This window comes from Cryobacterium sp. N19, assembly GCF_002929595.1.
Classification (GTDB): Bacteria; Actinomycetota; Actinomycetes; order Actinomycetales; family Microbacteriaceae; genus Cryobacterium; species Cryobacterium flavum.
In genome coordinates, this window is sequence record NZ_PJJR01000045.1 from 14,223 (window position 1) to 30,032 (window position 15,810).

A 15,810-nucleotide genomic window follows, 5' to 3' on the forward strand; every position below is an offset into this window, starting at 1 on the left:
CCAGTACCTCCCGTCGCAATGACAGAAAGCGGTCCCGTGACTTTGTTCTCGATTCCCTACCCTGCCGGGCTCCCCATCGGCGAGCGCTGGGTGGATTGCCCCGAGCAGGCGGAAATCGTGTTCCCATTCGACGGCTCTCCCGTCGCGCTGTCGCCGGTCGGCACTGCGGCGCAAGCCTCGCTCGCAGTGGACGCTGCCGCCTCGGTGCGCGCGGAACTGGCCGGGCTGAGCACGGGCATCCGTCGTACCCTGCTCGTCGGTATTCATGACGCGCTCGCCGAGCGCACGGCAGAATTCGAGCAGCTGCTCGTGCTCGAGACCGGCAAACCGCTCGTGGACTGCCGCACCGAGGTGGCCCGCGCCCTCACAACATGGTCGGCGAGCGTCGAAGAAGTCGCGCACCAGCACGGCGAGACCGTTCCCCTTGACCTGCAGCCGAGCGGTGTGGGAATGATCGGCTACTGGACGCGGCGGCCGGCCGGAATCGTCGTGGGCATCACCGGCTTCAACTATCCGCTACTGCTGGCCAGCCACAAACTGGCCCCGGCGATTGCGGCGGGCTGCCCGATCATCATCAAGCCGGCACCGAACACCCCGCTGTCGACGCTGTGGGCGGTCGACCTGATCCGCGGCGTACTGCGCGAACACGGAGTGTCGTCCGCTGCCGTTCAGCTCGTCACCGGGGGCATCGATGTCGGCGAGGCGCTTGTGCGCGATCCGCGGGTGGCCGTGGTGTCCTTCACCGGATCGGCCGCCGTCGGGCACCAGATCGCCCGCTCGGCGGCACCGCGCAAGGTCGTGCTGGAGCTCGGCGCCAACACCGCCCTGATCGTGGCGAGCGATGCCGACATCGAGAAGGCCGTCGACGCGGTGATTCGCGGTGGTTTCTATGCCAACGGCCAGGCCTGCATTTCGGTGCAGCGCATTATGGTGCACGATGCGATCGCCGACGAATTCGAGCGGATGCTGCTGGCCCGCCTCCCCGAAGTGCTGGTTGGTGACCCGCGCGAGGACAGCACGCGGGTGGCGCCGGTCATCAATGAGGCCGCCACCCGGCGCATTCTGGCCTGGATCGCAGCCGTTCTGGCCGGCGGGGGCCGAGTGCTGGCCGGCGGTCACCTGGTCGAGCGCAGCATTGCGCCGACCGTGCTGGCCGACGTTTCGCCGGATGCCCAGGCCTGGTGCGAAGAGATCTTCGGACCGGTCGTCATTCTGCAGCGCGTCTCCGACCTCGGGTCGGCGATCGAACTGGTCAACCGCTCGCGCTACGGCCTGCAGGCCGCGATCTACACGAGTTCACTGCAACGAGCGTTTCGCGCCATCAATGAGCTCGATGTCGGCGGCGTCGTGGTCAACGAGATTCCCGGATTTCGCTCCGACATCATGCCTTATGGCGGCGTAAAAGACTCCGGCACGGGCCGGGAAGGACCGCGATTCGCCATCGAGGAGTTCACCGTCACCCGCATGGCAATGATCCGCCCGTAACCCGCAACCCATTCAGAAGGAATTACCGTGGACTACACCCAACTGTTCCAGTTTTCCGGTCGCCGCGTTCTCGTGATCGGGGCCGGCAGCGGCATCGGACGGGAGAGCGCCCTTGCCCTGCACGCGCACGGAGCCACGGTCATCTGCGCCGACCGCGATGCGCACAGCGCGGCGGCCACCGCGGCCAGCCTTGGCGACGGTTCGAGCTCGCTGCAACTCGACGTGCTCGACCAGGCGGCCGTTCAGGCCGTTGCTCGAGACCTGCCCGATCTCGCCGCCCTCGTCTTCACCGCCGCGACCAACGTGCGCAAACGCATCGCGGACTACACCCTCGATGAATTCGACCGCGTGGTGAACCTCAACCTGCGAGCCGCCTTCGTGCTCATCCAGGCCTTTGCACCGGCCATGGCCACCCGGGGCTGCGGCAGCATCATCGGCTTCGCCTCGATTCGGGCGGTCACGGTTGAGCCGGGCCAGGGCGTCTACGCTGCGACCAAGGCCGGGCTGGTGCAGTTGCTTCGCACGGCCGCGGCCGAATACGGACCGGCCGGGGTGCGCGTGAACGCGATCTCCCCCGGCGTCGTGGAAACCCCGCTGACAGCGCAGATCAAGAACAATCCCGACTGGTACAACGCCTACGCCGCCAAGAGCGCGCTCGGCCGCTGGTCGAGCCCGGGCGAGTTGGCCGGTGCCGTGGTCTATCTCGCCTCGGACGCGTCGCGGTTTGTCACCGGGTCGGTGCTCACCGTCGACGGCGGCTGGACCGCGGTCGACGGCCGCTTCGACCCGCCGAACGCTTAGCGCGCCAGCTGACCCACGGCCACCCGAATCAGTACGCCCGTGGACGACGACCGTGCCGCACTGCGGGCAGCACGGGTGGATTGTTCGCGCCGAAAAGGCGCGCCACAGCAGTGTCGAAACATTCGCAACTTCGCGCCCCCGTCTCTTGACAGGCGCCGGCGCATCCACTATTTTTCTACTATGTGCGAATGTTGCACAGGGTGTGCGAAGAACGCTCACTCCTGAATAAGTCAAGGAGGACTTATGCGGAACAAGCGGATAGCGACAGCAGTGGCCACAGCCCTCATCGCGGTGTCGATGACGGCGTGCACTCCAGCGCCGACCGATGCTGAGCGTGAGGCCACGATTCGGGTGTGGAATCCTCAGGATCAGTGGCGCAAGACGACGTCCTTCTACCAGGACAACGTCGCCGACTTTGAGAAGAAGTACCCGAACGTGACCGTCGAGTACGTCGATATCCCCTACGGACAGTACGAGGCCCGGTATACGGCTGGTTTTGCCAGCGGACGGGACGCACCCGATATTTTCATGGGGCAAGTGTCGTACTACGGCGGCGCCCTGGGCATCGCCGCCGAAGCCCCCGACGACCTTCAAACGCTGTGGGACGACAAGCTCACTCCCGTCACGAGCAAGAACTTTCAGATCGACGGAGCCTGGCACGGCTACCCAGTCAGCACCGACTTGGGCATGCAGCTTTACTACAACCAGGACCAGTTCGTCGAGGTAGGGCTGGACCCGGCCGAGCCGCCCCAGACTTTTGAGGAACTGCGCGAGTATGCGCAGGCGCTGGCCATCCGGGACGGCGACAAGGTCACACGCAACGGCATGGCGCTTCGTTATTCGGGCAACCCGACCGGAATCGTTGACAAAGCCCTCCCGTACATTCACGCTTTTGGAGGCCGCCTCTATGCCGAGGACCAGTCAACCGCAGAAGGCTTCCTTAACAGCGATGAGACCGTCGCCGGAATTCAGTACATGCAAGACCTCGTTGAGAAGGATCAGGTGTCCAGCCTTGAACTCGGCGTGCCGGACGACACCTTCGCCCAGGGGCTCTCGTCCATGACCTTTCGCGAAGGGTGGTACGAGGGCTGGCTGGAACAAAATGCGCCGCAGGTGAACTTTGCCGTCGTTCCCTATCCGGATGGTGAAGCAGGCTACCCGCAGGTGAGCCTGCTCTTCAACTGGGCCTGGATGGTCAACGACAACAGCCCCAACAAAGACATCGCCTGGGACTGGATGCGCACAGTCTCCGATCCGGAGCTCGACCTGGAGCTCGCCCAACTCGAGGGCTACATGCCGGTGTGGACTGAAAATTTTTCCGACCCGTGGGTGACGGAGCGCAGTGATTTCAATGCGGTCGAAAGACAGATCAGTGAGGGCGCCGGCCCGACCTACGATGCCCCGTACACAAACCAGATCGCCGTGACGATCGGAGCCGCCATCGAATCCGCTCTGCAGGGGGCCGACGTGCGAGAGAGCCTCGACGGTGCCGTAGCCGAGGTGGATTCACTTCTGGAACGCGGCGAGCGGTAGGGTGCGTCGTGGTCACGACGATCTCCCCCACGACAGAACCCTCCGTGGCACCGCCTTCGACCCGTCCAGCGGTGAAGTCCAGATCAGCCAAGTCACGTCGAAGTACTATCCGTGCCTATGCCTTCCTGGCGCCGACTCTCTTCTTCGTCGTCTTGTTGTTCATCATCCCGCTCGGTTACAACATTTTGATCAGCTTCTACGACTGGTCGGTTATCGGCCGGCGCGATTTCATCTGGCTGGACAATTACACGTCCGTCCTCACGAGTGATCGTTTTCTCAACGCAGCCGGGAACACCGTCTACTTCACATTTCTGACGGTACCAATCGGAATAGTCCTCTCGCTCGTCGTCGCGTTGGGTTTCAACGCCCTGACGATCACGAGGGGAGCAAGCCTGGTGCGCGCGCTCTACTTTGCTCCGGTCGTCGCCTCCCTCACCGCCGTCGCCTTCGTCTGGCTGTGGATCTTCAATCCCGCCTACGGCCTGGCAAACGACATCCTGGGCGGTCTGGGTATCTCCGGACAGGAATGGCTCACGTCAGAAGCCCAATCTATCCCCTCCCTCGCCGTCATGTATGTGTGGGCACGGCTTGGATTCAACGTCATCATTCTGCTCGCCGGGTTGAACGCGATTGATCGTTCGTACTACGAAGCAGCCCGCCTGGATGGCGCGGGACCCATCAGATTGCTGTGGTCCGTGACCCTGCCACTGCTCAACCGGCAGCTGGTCCTGGTCGCGAGCGTCGAGGTGATGAATGCGTTAAAGCTGTTCGAACTTCCTTTCGTAGCGACGAGCGGTGGGCCGGTCGGCTCCAGCCGGTCCATGGTGATGGAAATTTACGAGCTCGCCTTTCGCCTCGATCGTTGGGGTGAGTCGGCCGTCTACGTTGTCGCGCTGTTCGTCTTCCTCGTGCTCGTCACCGGCATCATCCGCAAGGTCTTTACGAAGGACATCTCAGAGTGACCACCCCGACCGATCTCGCATCCGCTTCTCCGACAGCAGAAGGTCGCAGCACTAGTGCCGGAGCAGAAAAACGCGCCGTCAACGCTCCCCGCCGGCCTCGGCGCCGCACCAAGGGATCCATCAAACAGGTCGGCCTCTTTTCCGCCCTGCTCCTTGGCAGCTTCGTCATGCTCCTGCCTCTGGCATGGGTGGCCCTGTCGTCGCTCAAGGCTCCCGACGAGATCCTTCAGCTTCCAGTGAAGTGGCTTCCGGACAACTTCTTCAATTTCAGCAATTACGTGCAACTCTTTGCGCAATACGACTTCGGTCGATACATCGTCAACTCGTTCGTGGTCACCGGGATCGGAATCGTCACGAGCTTGGTTATCGCGCTCCTCGGTGCGTATGCCTTCGCCTACTTCACCTTTCCATTCAAAGAACCGCTGTTTCTCGTGGTGCTCGCGCTGTTCATGGTTCCGCAGGAAGCACTCGTGATTCCGATGTACCTGATGATCTCCGGCGCAGGCCTGACCAACACCTATGTCGGGTTGGCCTTTCCCGATCTGTTCACTGTTCTCGGGCTGTACCTTCTGCGCCAATTCATGGAGGGTATTCCCTACAGCTATGTCGAGGCGGCCCGGGTTGACGGTGCGAGCGACCTACGAATTCTGATCCGGATCATCACACCGATGGTGGCGCCGGCAATCGTGGTGTTCATCATCATCAAGTTCATGTTCACCTGGAATACCTTTCTCTGGCCGATGCTCGTGGCCCAGAACGAGTCGATGTATACCGTCACTGTTGGACTCGTCAACTTTGCCGGGGGCGAGTTCAACCAGTGGAACCTGATCAACGCCGCGACCATGATCAGCATGATTCCGACGATCATTCTGTTCATCACCCTGCAGCGGTACCTCGTCAAGGGTGTCGCGATGAGCGGCATGAAATAGCCACCCACATTTTCCAACCAACAGACAAAAGGAACACTATGACGCAGCTTCTCGAAAACAAGACCGCCCTGATCACCGGTGGGGGTGTCGGAATCGGTCGAGAGATCGCCCTACAGTTTGCCGATTCCGGTGCCCGGATCGCCGTAACATACCGTACGCACGCGCCAGACGATGATTTCGTCAATCGGATCGAGGCTGCGACCGGCTCGCCGCTCGTGGCCGTCGGCCTCGAGGCAACCGACGAAGGCGCGGTGCAGGCAGCCTTCGCTACGATTAATCGCGATCTGGGTGGCCTCGATATTCTCGTAAATAATGTCGGCGGTCTCGTGCAGCGTTCCAGCATTGGCGAGATGAGCTTCGAACTGTGGCGAACGGTTATGGCAACCAACCTCGACAGCACCTTTCTGGCGACCCACTACGCGATGCCGTTCATCCGAGATGGCGGGCGCATCATCAACGTCGCCTCTCTCGCGGGAATCAACGGTGCACACAGCGGTGCAACGGCTTATGCGGCGTCCAAGGCAGCCATGTTCGGATTCACCCGCGGATTAGCCAAGGAGGTGGCGCCACGGAACATCACTGTCAACGCACTGGCCCCCGGCTTCATCGAGGCGACCCCCTTCCACGACACGTTCACGACCGCGGAATCGAAACGGGTCACCCTCAGCACAATTCCGCTGCAGCGCGCCGGCATTCCAGCGGATGTGGCTGGTCCAGCTCTTTGGCTCGCGTCTGAGCTGTCAGCGTTCGTGACTGGCACGACCGTGAACATCAACGGCGGAGCGTACTTCGCCTAGGCGACGGCCTGATGATCACGTCGCGACTTATTCATCCACAGATTCTTGGCGCGCTGGCTGGAGCAGGCCACGGATCAACCGTGCTGATCACGGACGGGCATTATCCGGCGCGCACGGCCGTCGGTCCCAACGCCACGACGGTCCACCTCAATCTGGAGGCGGGAGTGCCCACCGTTCCCGATGTCCTATGCCTGATTCTAGAGTCGATCCCGGTGGAGAAAATCACCATGATTCGTCCTGCGCCCGACGCCATTCCGAGCCAGGTCCAGGACGAGGTCGTCGAAACCATCGCGGGGATGGTCACCGCCGATTTCGTGGATCGCTTCACGTTCTACACTGTTGCGCGATCACCCGACCTGGCCCTGTGCATCGTCACCGGCGACGTCCGACGGTTCGCGAACGTGCTCCTGACTGTCGGCGTACTGGGATCGACTCCCCGGTGGCGGCCCGAAACAGGGGCACCGACGCGGTGACGGTGAATCGGTAACATGAGGTGGAGCGGCACGATCGTCGTACCCGCACCGGGCACGCCCGGTGAAGGCAATAGCCATCAGTGATCCGGGCTGTCGGCGGAGTTGAATCGGGAGATGGACGGATGAGCCAAACAGTCAGGCGCGCTATCGAAATTCTCGAATTCTGCAGCGTGCACCCACGTGAACTCAAAGAGGTCGCTGCGGAAATGGGTGTTCATCGCACCACGGCGCTGCGTTTAGTGCAAACCCTGACCGCGGGCGGTTTCGTGCGCCGTGATGAACTCGGGCGGTACGGCGTGGGCTTTCGATTGGCAGGACTCGCACAACGTGCCCTCGACCAATTCGATCTGCGCAGCGTCGTTCATCCGCACATTGTTGCACTGGGCGATCGGCTCGGTCACACCATCCAATTCGCCGTCCCGCAAGGCGACCACATCATCTACGTCGACAAGATCGAACCGGCGCAGGCGATCAGTCTCAACACCCGGATTGGCGATTTCGTCGTCATCCACACCGCAGGCGTGAGTAAGGCAACGCTCGCCAACCTCCCGCCCGAACAGCGTGACGCCATCATCGCTCAAGCGACCTTTGAGAAGTTCACCCCGACCACTATCACGGCGAGGAAGGATTTCCTCGTCCTCCTGGAAACTGTGCGGGAGCAGGGATGGGCAACGGACGACGGCGAGTTTGAATCCTTCACCAATTGCATCGCAGCGCCGGTTTGGGACCATGCGAACGCCGTCGTTGGTGGCATTTCCGTCACGGCGTTCAAGAACAAGGCAGATCTGACTCAACTCAGAAAGCTACTGCCAGAACTCCTCGCGACGACAACGACAATCTCCAAGGAACTCGGGTGGCGCCCACCCGGAGAAACCGAGGAGACCAGCGGCCACCCCCTGACCGACGAATAGCCCCGTGGGCGGGGCTCCTCGAGGCCAGCCGAAGGGAGCCGGTCGGTTAATGAGCCGGCTCGTGAACGGTGTGAAACGGCCAGACCGGCTCGGCCGACTCGGGCCGCGCCTGCTCGTACCAGTGGGTGGCCCGCAGAACCGCCAGATCTTCGAACCGGCGCCCGGCAAGGTGCAGCCCGATCGGGCGACCGTCGGCCGTGAATCCGCAGTTCACCGAGCTGGCCGGCTGCTCGGAGAAGTTGTACGGCGCGGTAAACGCGATGTGGTCGAGCGAGGTGGCCGCATCATTGGTCGGCATCGGCCACTCCGCCGGAAACGCCGCGACCGGTGACACCGGCGACAGCACGACGTCATACGGCGCCGTGGCCGCGACGGTCGCCGCGCGCAGGTCCTGAATGCTCTGGTAACACCGCACCACCTCGGTGCCCGACACGCCAGCGCCACCCAGCACCCAGTCCCGAATGAAGTCGAGAACCATCGCCTGCCGGGCCGGTTGGAGCACCTCATAGTCGGCGAGGGAACGCACCCGCAGAAACAGGTCGAGGTCGGCGAGGTACTTCTCGGTCATCGGCGGGGCGATCTCCTCCACGATCGCGCCGGCCGCTGCGAAGCGTTCCACTGCCTGCAAAACGGATGCCGCCACCTCCGGGTCGGTCGCCATACCCGCTCCGCCGGCCAGGTGGTACCCGACCCGCAGTCCCGCGACCCCGTCGCCGCCGCAGTGCACGTCGGTCCAGTCCAGGTTCTGCTCGCCGAGACTGGTGTAGTCGCGCGGGTCTGGCTGGGTGAGCACGCCCATGAGCAGGGCGGCGTCATCCACTGTTCTGGTCAGCGGCCCGGCCACCCGGCCCATGTACGGCGGGTCAACGGCGATACGGCCGAAACTCGGTTTCAGGGTCACGAGCCCCAGCCAGGTGGCCGGCAGTCGCAGGGAGCCGCCGATGTCGGAGCCGGTGTGTAGCGGACCGATTCCGGCCGCGGCCGCAGCGCCCGCGCCGGCGCTTGACCCGCCGACGGTCCAGGCCGGGTTCCAAGGGCTGCGGGTGATTCCGTGCAGGCTCGACACGCCGGAGGAGAGCATGCCGTAGTCGGGCATGACCGTGACGCCGAAGATGACCCCGCCGGCCTCGCGGATGCGCGCGGCGCTCGGCCCGTCTTTGGTCGCGACGACGGCGTCGAACTTGGCGGCGGTGCCGGACGGCTGGCTGAAGCCGCGCACGGCCACATTTTCCTTGATACTGGTGGGTACGCCGTCGATGGTGCCGAGCGGATGCCCAGCGGCCCAGCGCCGTTCGCTGGCCGCGGCCGCATCGAGCGCTCCGACCCGATCGAGGCCCCAAAAGCAGTTCAACTCGGGCTGCAGCCGCTCGGCTTTGTCGACTACCGCAAGCGTCACCTCCACCGGAGAGAGGTCGCCGCTGCGGTAGCGCGCTACGAGCTCGGTCGCCGACAGGCATTCGATTGGCGCGGTCTCGGTCATGGCATCTCCAATGGGTCAGGTGCGGCTTCAGGGGGCGACGCGGCGGGCCAGCTCGTCCATGGATGGCGTGGCGCTGACCAGTTGGCGCGTGTACGGGTGCAACGGACTGTCGTAGACGTCGGCGGTGGGCCCGCATTCGACGATGCGACCGTCGGAGATGACGGCCACGGTGTCGCAGAGGTGGCGAATAACACCGAGGTCGTGCGAGACGAACACGAGCGTGAGCTGGTATTCGTCGACCAGGTCGGCGAGCAGGTTCAGCACCTGGGCGCGCACCGACACGTCGAGGGCGCTGACCGCCTCGTCGGCCACCAGAACCCGGGGCCTGGTGATGAGGGCCCGTGCAATGGAAATGCGTTGCCGCTGGCCGCCGGAGAACTGGTGCGGATGCCGGTTCATCACATCGGCGTCGAGCCCGACCGCATTGAGCTGGGCCTCCACCCGGGCAAGGGCCTCGGCCCGATTGACATTGCGCAGGGGTTCGGCGACGATGTCACGCACCTTCATGCGCGGATCGAGGGACCCCATCGGGTCCTGGAACACGATCTGCACCTGGCTGCGAAAGTCGCGCAGGTGCCGTTCGGAGGCTCCCGCGATGGGTTGCCCGAGCACGTCGACCGTGCCGGTCGTCGGTTGGTCGAGGGCGCAGAGGATGCGCATGAGGGTGGATTTGCCGGAGCCGGACTCCCCCACGATGCCGAATCGCTGACCCTCGGCCACGTCGAAGGACACGTCGCGCAGACCATGCACGATGGGTGCCGTTGCGAACAGTCCGCCGCCGCGTCGTCGGTACTGCCGGCTGAGGTCGCGCACCGAGATGGCGGGCGCACCGGTCACCTCGTTGAAGATCACCGGAGGATCGCCCGGCTCGAGGCGCTGGTGGACGGCGCGGTGCGGCGGCCGGATTACCGCGGCGGCGGCATCCGTGTGAATCTGACGGGGCGCGGATACTGCCGCGGGTGGCCTGCCGACGACCGGCATCGACATGGTGTGCAGGCGGCCGCGGTCATCGACCGAGGAGAGGTCGGAGGCCGCGATCAGTTTTTGCGTGTACGGATGCTGCGGCGCGGTCAACACGCGCCCCACCGGCCCGTCTTCGACGATCTCGCCCCGGTACATCACGAGCACCCGCTGGCAGACTTCGGCGACCACGGCGATGTCGTGGGTGATCAGCAGCAGCGCGGTGCCGCGCTCGGTGACGAGGTTGCCGATGAGCTTCAGCACCTCGGCCTGCACCGTGACGTCGAGGGCCGTGGTCGGTTCGTCGCAGAGCAACAAAAGCGGGTCGTTGGCCATGGCCATCGCTAGCATCACCCGTTGGCGTTGCCCGCCGGAGAGCTGGTGCGGAAAGGCGAGGGCCGCCTCGGCAGGGTTGGGTAGTTTGACCAGGGCCAGAAGCTCAACGGCCCGCTGCCGAGCCTGGCGCCGCCCGGTTTCCGTGTGGTGCACCGTCATGATCTCGGCAACCTGGGTGCCGACCCGCATGAGCGGGTTCAGGGCGGTCATCGGTTCCTGAAAAACCATGGCCATGGTGGTGCCGCGCAATTGGTTCAGGCGGCGTTCGGGCGCGGTGAGCAGGTCGGCGTCGACCCCGTTCAGCCGGATCGTGCCGGTGGCCGTGAGGGTTTCCGGCAGCAGCCCCATGACGGAGGTCGCGGTGAGCGACTTTCCCGACCCGGATTCCCCGATCAGGCCGACCCGTTCGCCGGCGGAGATGTCGAAGCTGATGCCGTGCAGCAGGTCGGCGAAGGGCGAGGCAACCCGTAGGTCGTTTACGCTGAGGGTAGGCACGGTCATCGATTCACCTGCATTCTGGGGTCGAAGCGATCGCGGAGGCCATCCCCGAGCAGGTTGAAGCCGAGCACCGCGATGGCGATGGCGATTCCCGGCCAGACGATGAGCAGCGGTTCAATGAACAGATAACCCTGGGCATCCTGCAGCATGCGGCCCCACGACGGGGTCGGCGGCGGGGTGCCGAGCCCCAGATAGGAGAGGGCTGCTTCGGCGAGAACGGCGATGCCGAAGGAGACCGACGCCTGCACGATGAGCATGCCGCTGATATTGGGCAGAATGTGCCGCATGCCGATGAAGAGGCCGCTCTTGCCCGAGGCGCGGGCGGCCTGCACGTATTCACGGCTCATGATCTGCATGGTGCCGCTGCGGGCGATGAGGGCGAACGCCGGTGCCGTGCCGATGCCGAGGGCCACCATGGCCGTGACGGTGCCGGCGCCGAAGATGGCACCGAAGATGATTGCGAGCAGCAGGGCCGGGAAGGCGAGCGAGATGTCGTTGCCGCGCATCATGAACTGGTCGAGTCGGCCCGGATTCATGCCGGCCACGATACCGAACGGCACGCCGAGCACGGCCGCGATCCCGACCGCGACCGTACCCACGAGCAGTGAGATCTGTGCGCCGCGCAGAATGGAGCTGAAGACGTCTCGCCCGAAACTGTCGGTGCCCAGCAGATGTTCGGCGCCGGGCGGGCGCAGGATGGAATCGGAGAAGACGCCTTCGGGATCGAACGGGGTCCAGAAAGCCGAGACGACGGCGGCCAGCACGACGAGGCCGATGAGCACGAGTCCGGCCCAGAGCGTGGCTCGGCCGCTGTGACCGGCAGCACGTCGCGTCGGCGTCCTTGGCTTGATGGCGGTCATGTGGCGCTCCGGAGTCGGGGATCGATCACGGTGAAGGCGAGGTCGACCAGAAAGTTCAGCGCCAGCACGAACACGACCAGTACGAGCACGATGCCCTGAACGGCGGGCAGGTCGCGCAGGGCGACCTTGTCGAGCAGCAGGCTGCCGAGGCCGGGAATGCTGAACACCCGCTCGATCACGACGGCGCCGACCAAAAGGGTGGCAATCTGCAGGCCGAGCACGGTCATCACCGGAACGGCAGCGTTCCGCAGCCCGTGCCGAAACAGTGCCCGCCCCGCGCCGAGGCCTTTGGCCCTGGCGGTGCGGATGAAGTCTTCCCGCATGACCTCCAAAACGGATGAGCGCACGTAGCGGCTGAGCACGGCACCCTGCACACTGCCGAGGGCGATCGCGGGGAGGATCAGGTGCTCGAGGAATCCACCGAAGTCCTCGCCGGGGTCAACCCAGCCGCCCGCCGGTAGCCAGCGGAGCGTCACGGCGAAGACGGTGACGAGCAGCATCCCGGCCAGAAACCCCGGCACGGCGACGCCGATCTGGCTGATGCCGGAGAGAATCGCTCCGTCGGGCTTTCGCTGCCTGACTGCGGTCAGGATTCCGAACGGGATCGCAAACAGCAGGGCGAGCACGACGCTGGTCAGCACCAGGATCACGGTGATGCCGAGGGCATCCGCTATTTCGGGCCCGATCGGCTGACGCGACACAGTGGAGGTGCCGAAGTCGCCGATGAGCACGTGCCCGAACCAGTCCAGGTAGCGCACGATCGCGGGGCGGTCGAGACCCATGAGTGTGGCTTGCGCTGCAACATCCGCTTCACTCGCCTGCACGCCCAGGGCGATGCGTGCGGCGTTGCCGGGCAGAATCGACAGCATCAAAAACGTCACGATTGAGGCCACGACGACCGTGGTGGCGAACACGCCGATGCGGCGCAGAACCACAAGAACCATAACTTTCCTCTGACTGTTTCACACCAACCGTACGCGTTCCGGCAACCTCGCCCTATCGTGCGATGGTCGACAGGTCCAGCGCGAGGCTCGGCGTGTTCTTGGGCACCCCGAGCAGGTCAGCGTCGGCGAGGGAGATGGCCGGCTGCAGATAGAGCCAATCTGCGGCGGCTTCCTCGGCCATGGTGGTCGTGGCCTCCTTCATCAGTTCGATGTAGGTGGCCGGGTCGGCGGCATCCGCTTCGGCAAATTTGGTCATCACCTCGGGCGAGTTGTACCCCGCGTAGTAAGTGGGGGCGGCGAAGACCGTCACGTCACGCGGTTCACTGTGCATGATGAGCGACATGTCGTAGTCGTGGCCCGAGAAGACGTCATCGAGCCACACGGCGGGAAATTCGAGGGCCGTCACGTTGGCGGTGATGCCCACCTTGGCGAGCTGGTCCTTGACGACCTGCGCCCCGGCCACGGCGTACGGAAGGTTGGGAATCTTGAAAGCCACAGTCAGGTCGCTGACTCCGGCTTCGTCGAGCAGTTCGGTGGCTTTCTCGGGGTCGTAGGGGTACAGATCGGCCAGACCCTTGTCGTACCAGGGGTCGGTCGGCGGCACCATGGAGCCGATCAGCAGGCCGTAACCGCTGTTCGCCGTGTCCATGACGGCCTGACGGTCGATCGCATACACGACCGCCTGCCGCACCCGAACGTCACTGAATGCGTCGCTCGCGTTGTTCATCGACAGGGTAACCTCGCCCGTGCTGGCGCCCTCGAGCACCTGGAAGTCGGCGTTGGCCTTGAACTGGTCGACCAGCTGAAACTGCGAGATGCCCGAGATGAGGTTGATGTCGCCGCTCAGCAGGGCATTGGTCTGCGCTGTTGCGTCCGTGAAGTAGCGCAGGGTGACGTCGGTCATATAGGGGGCCTCGCCCCAGTAGTCGGTGTTGGCGGCAAGCACGAGGCTGTCCCCGGTTTTGAACGAGCTGACCGTGTACGGCCCGGTGCCTACCGGGGCCGTGGCCAGGTCAGCGATTCCGGATTCGGTGAACATCGTGCCGACCGGACCAGTCATATTGAAGAGCCAGCTGTTGCTCGGCTTTGACAGGGTGATGCGGGCCTCGGTGTCGCTGACGGCCTCGATGCTGGCGATCGGATCAAGGTAGGCCGGCCCGTTGGCGGTCCAGTTGTCCTTGACCCGTTCCAGGCTGAACTTGACGCTCTCGGCCGTGAACGGCGACCCGTCGGAAAAGGTCACGCCCTCGTGCAGCAGAAAGTCATAGACCAGGCCGTCGTCGCTGACGGTCCAGGATGTGGCGAGCAAGGGGATGATGGTGCCGTCGTTGTCGAGTTTCACCAGTCCCTCGTAGACGTTGTAGAGCAGTGCTTGTGGAATGGCGGCACCGGCGGTCGTGGTGTAGTCGAGGTTGCCGGGCGTGGCCAGCAGACCAACGGTCAACGATGTGTCCGGCTCCCCCTCGGCGGTCGTCGAACCGGTGGAACAACCGACCAGGGCCATCGACGCAACCATGACCGTGGCAATGCTGGCGAACAGGCTTCGCCGGGTGTGTGCCCTCATTCGAACGTGCCCCTCTGGTTCGGCTGGCCCGAAAACGAGCGGCCAGAAATACTGTGGAAATGTGCTGTCCATACCGGAGAAATACATGGTCAGACCAGTACACTCTGTACCAAAGTCAGCTTTACATGTAGATCTCAGATCGTCAAGATCGACCCCGATATTGACACCGCTTCAATTGGCGCCAGTTCTATGACGCCGGTCGCAACCTCGAGGGAGTGCCAATGACTCGCAAAGCCGCATTTACCGCCGTGAAAACTGTCAAAGCCTACGAACGCGTCGTCGAGCAGATCGAGTCAGCCATCAGCACACGCGACCTCCGCCCCGGCGATCGCCTGCCAAGCGAGCGCGAACTGATGCTCACCTTCGAAGTGAGCCGGTCGACCATCCGGGAGGCGCTGCGCGTACTCGAGAGCACAGGGCTGGTGCGCTCGCGGCCCGGCGACCCGCGCGGACCGGAGGTTCTGCAAGCGTCTCCGGCCATTCTCACCAAGACCGTGAACCGTTTGGTGCGCCTGGAAACCATCGCACTGTCGGAGCTCGTGGAGTTTCGCATCATGCTGGAGGACGCCGCCTGCACCCTGGCCGCGCAGCACCGCACCGAGGAGCAGCTGGAGGCGATGCGCGCCGCCGTAGACGCCATGCAGGCAGAGATCGCGCACGGTCCGGTCGCCTTCAGCCGAGCGGATGTCGCGTTCCACGCCAGCGTGTGGGCCGCCAGTGACAACCAGCTCATGCAGATCTGTGGGGAGGCAACCCGCGGAGCGCTCATCGACATGGTCACCGGCGGACTCGATCGTTCACCCGACTCGGCGGCCAAGATGGAATTGTCGCTGGCCCACGACCGGGAAATTCTGGCCGCGATCTCCGCGGGTGACGGGCCCATGGCCGGCCGGCTGGCGCGGTCATTCGTGATCGAGTACTACGGCGATGTGATCTCTCCGGAGGGCCGGGCAGTGCAGGGCGGCGTAGCGGGAGCGTGACCAACGAGCCGTAAACGTCAGAGCGCCTTGGCGGCCGCGACGAGCACCTGCGCGAGGGTGGGAACACCCGCCGCACGAAAAACCTCGGCACCGGCACCGTTGGTGATGATGACCGTGGGAGTGTTGCGAATGAGCAGCGCCTCGGCCTGCTCGGGTTCACCGGCCACGTCGATCTCGCGCATCGTCGCCCCGGGAACCAGCCGTTTCGCCTCGGCGAGGACCGCTCGCGTTTGCATGCACGGTTCGCAAAATGACGACGAATACAGTGTGAATTCCATCAGGGCCTCGCAGGTGGTG

General features: G+C 64.3%; 15 protein-coding genes. 9 read left to right on the forward strand and 6 right to left on the reverse strand.

Going from position 1 to position 15,810, the window contains the following annotated elements; genetic code table 11:
- Window positions 1-36: 36 nt before the first annotated feature.
- The 8 genes from CXY78_RS04015 to CXY78_RS04050 all read left to right on the forward strand — a co-directional run bounded on the left by CXY78_RS04015 (window position 37) and on the right by CXY78_RS04050 (window position 7,891).
- Window positions 37-1,485 carry an aldehyde dehydrogenase family protein gene (locus CXY78_RS04015; RefSeq protein ID WP_233206078.1) on the forward strand — a complete coding sequence of 483 codons (1,449 nt, stop codon included), beginning with the start codon at window positions 37-39 and terminating at the stop codon, window positions 1,483-1,485.
- A gap of 27 nt (window positions 1,486-1,512) precedes the next feature.
- Window positions 1,513-2,286, forward strand: coding sequence for an SDR family NAD(P)-dependent oxidoreductase (locus tag CXY78_RS04020; RefSeq protein WP_092341124.1), 774 nt, complete (start codon window positions 1,513-1,515; stop codon window positions 2,284-2,286).
- Window positions 2,287-2,529: 243 nt separating this feature from the next.
- On the forward strand, window positions 2,530-3,819 hold the full coding sequence (locus tag CXY78_RS04025) for an ABC transporter substrate-binding protein (RefSeq protein ID WP_104088199.1): 1,290 nt from the start codon (window positions 2,530-2,532) through the stop codon (window positions 3,817-3,819).
- 71 nt (window positions 3,820-3,890) lie between these two features.
- On the forward strand, window positions 3,891-4,781 hold the full coding sequence (locus CXY78_RS04030; RefSeq protein ID WP_158252779.1) for a carbohydrate ABC transporter permease: 891 nt from the start codon (window positions 3,891-3,893) through the stop codon (window positions 4,779-4,781).
- On the forward strand, window positions 4,778-5,710 hold the full coding sequence (locus CXY78_RS04035) for a carbohydrate ABC transporter permease (RefSeq protein WP_092341127.1): 933 nt from the start codon (window positions 4,778-4,780) through the stop codon (window positions 5,708-5,710). Before CXY78_RS04030 ends, CXY78_RS04035 begins: the two co-directional genes overlap by 4 nt.
- A gap of 38 nt (window positions 5,711-5,748) precedes the next feature.
- Entirely contained in the window at window positions 5,749-6,507 is a 759-nt protein-coding gene (locus CXY78_RS04040; protein ID WP_092341128.1) for an SDR family NAD(P)-dependent oxidoreductase, read from the forward strand.
- Window positions 6,508-6,518: 11 nt separating this feature from the next.
- The gene (locus tag CXY78_RS04045) at window positions 6,519-6,980 is read left to right on the forward strand and encodes an RbsD/FucU family protein (RefSeq protein ID WP_092341129.1); all 462 of its coding nucleotides are present in this window, start codon (window positions 6,519-6,521) and stop codon (window positions 6,978-6,980) included.
- A gap of 122 nt (window positions 6,981-7,102) precedes the next feature.
- Window positions 7,103-7,891, forward strand: coding sequence for an IclR family transcriptional regulator (locus CXY78_RS04050; RefSeq protein ID WP_092341130.1), 789 nt, complete (start codon window positions 7,103-7,105; stop codon window positions 7,889-7,891).
- Between the two features lie 46 nt (window positions 7,892-7,937).
- Here the strand turns inward: CXY78_RS04050 and CXY78_RS04055 are convergent, their stop codons facing one another.
- Genes CXY78_RS04055 through CXY78_RS04075 form a run of 5 tightly spaced genes read right to left on the reverse strand, consistent with a single transcriptional unit; the run spans window position 7,938 to window position 14,533 of the window.
- The gene (locus tag CXY78_RS04055) at window positions 7,938-9,371 is read right to left on the reverse strand and encodes an amidase (protein ID WP_104088201.1); all 1,434 of its coding nucleotides are present in this window, start codon (window positions 9,369-9,371) and stop codon (window positions 7,938-7,940) included.
- 27 nt (window positions 9,372-9,398) lie between these two features.
- Entirely contained in the window at window positions 9,399-11,168 is a 1,770-nt protein-coding gene (locus tag CXY78_RS04060) for an ABC transporter ATP-binding protein (protein WP_104088202.1), read from the reverse strand.
- On the reverse strand, window positions 11,165-12,025 hold the full coding sequence (locus CXY78_RS04065) for an ABC transporter permease (RefSeq protein ID WP_092341133.1): 861 nt from the start codon (window positions 12,023-12,025) through the stop codon (window positions 11,165-11,167). The genes CXY78_RS04060 and CXY78_RS04065 overlap by 4 nt, the downstream gene beginning before the upstream one ends.
- A complete protein-coding gene (locus CXY78_RS04070) occupies window positions 12,022-12,969 on the reverse strand; it encodes an ABC transporter permease (protein ID WP_104088204.1) in 948 nt (315 codons plus the stop codon). The genes CXY78_RS04065 and CXY78_RS04070 overlap by 4 nt, the downstream gene beginning before the upstream one ends.
- A 52-nt stretch (window positions 12,970-13,021) precedes the next feature.
- Window positions 13,022-14,533 carry an ABC transporter substrate-binding protein gene (locus tag CXY78_RS04075; protein ID WP_104088279.1) on the reverse strand — a complete coding sequence of 504 codons (1,512 nt, stop codon included), beginning with the start codon at window positions 14,531-14,533 and terminating at the stop codon, window positions 13,022-13,024.
- A gap of 221 nt (window positions 14,534-14,754) precedes the next feature.
- Between CXY78_RS04075 and CXY78_RS04080 the strand changes: the two genes are divergently transcribed.
- The gene (locus tag CXY78_RS04080; RefSeq protein WP_104088206.1) at window positions 14,755-15,513 is read left to right on the forward strand and encodes a FadR/GntR family transcriptional regulator; all 759 of its coding nucleotides are present in this window, start codon (window positions 14,755-14,757) and stop codon (window positions 15,511-15,513) included.
- 17 nt (window positions 15,514-15,530) lie between these two features.
- On the opposite strand, the gene CXY78_RS04085 is transcribed toward CXY78_RS04080, so the two are convergent.
- The gene (locus CXY78_RS04085) at window positions 15,531-15,749 is read right to left on the reverse strand and encodes a thioredoxin (protein ID WP_233206079.1); all 219 of its coding nucleotides are present in this window, start codon (window positions 15,747-15,749) and stop codon (window positions 15,531-15,533) included.
- Window positions 15,750-15,810: the final 61 nt, after the last annotated feature.